The sequence below is a fragment of the Phyllobacterium sp. P5_D12 genome (assembly GCF_054049495.1).
Genome location: NZ_JBFUMG010001072.1, coordinates 1 through 785 on the forward strand (window position 1 = coordinate 1; position 785 = coordinate 785).

At 52.7% G+C, this 785-nt stretch carries 2 protein-coding genes; both read left to right on the forward strand.

The window, feature by feature from the left end:
• The first annotated feature begins 68 nt into the window (after nt 1-68).
• Nucleotides 69-422, forward strand: coding sequence for a hypothetical protein (locus ACXJ5O_RS28765; RefSeq protein WP_457302881.1), 354 nt, complete (start codon nt 69-71; stop codon nt 420-422).
• A gap of 19 nt (nt 423-441) precedes the next feature.
• Nucleotides 442-785: tetratricopeptide repeat protein (locus ACXJ5O_RS28770; RefSeq protein WP_457302882.1), on the forward strand; the 344-nt coding region annotated here is incomplete at its 3' end.

A 785-nucleotide genomic window follows, 5' to 3' on the forward strand; every position in this document is an offset into this window, starting at 1 on the left:
TGTTGTAGCCAAGTCGTCTCGCAAGGGACGGCAGAGGCTCCGGCATCTGTCATCCGAGCCCAAGGAGGGTGTCGGGCCTCACCCTCGGGCAAGCTCAAAATAAATATCACGCCAAATCAGATGTCAGCAATTTTGCCTCTACTGAACACGACGAGTCTGCTCTTTTGCTGCAGATCCAAGGGGGCTCGGGGCATGAAAGTCGCAGTTTTGACAATTGGGATGTTCGTCATTGCGGGCAGCGTTCTTCAGAAGAATTCACTGATCCGGAGGCGAAGAAGATAATCAGTATCTGCAATGCACGTCAACGCGCCGTAACTGCCGAAATCGCGCGTTGTATCAGACGCTACGATCCCGATGGCAAGCAGATCGTCTTCTCGGCGGAAATAACGTCTGACCGAAACAAATCGAAAAAAACCAAATAGAGTTTTCCCGGGGGGCAGAGTGAGCGAAGTACCGACAGCATCCGAAATCATCAATTATAAAGCCCGATATCCTTCACTGTATCCCAAGCGGACCCGCTGGATCGTTCTAGGGATTCTTGCAGCGTGCCTGCTTGGGTATTGGCTCTTTTTCAACTCATTCGTGAGGGGCCGGGACGCCTTGATAGCAGGAAATTATGCTGAGGCTCTAAGATTGCTGGAACCGTTGGCCAAAGGGGGAATGGCCCCCGCCCAGACAGCGCTTGGAATGATGTACGATAGAGGCGACGGCGTTCAGCGGGATAAAGCTATAGCGGCGGATTACTATAGAAAGGCTGCCGAGCAGGGGTTTGCACTAGCGCAAGT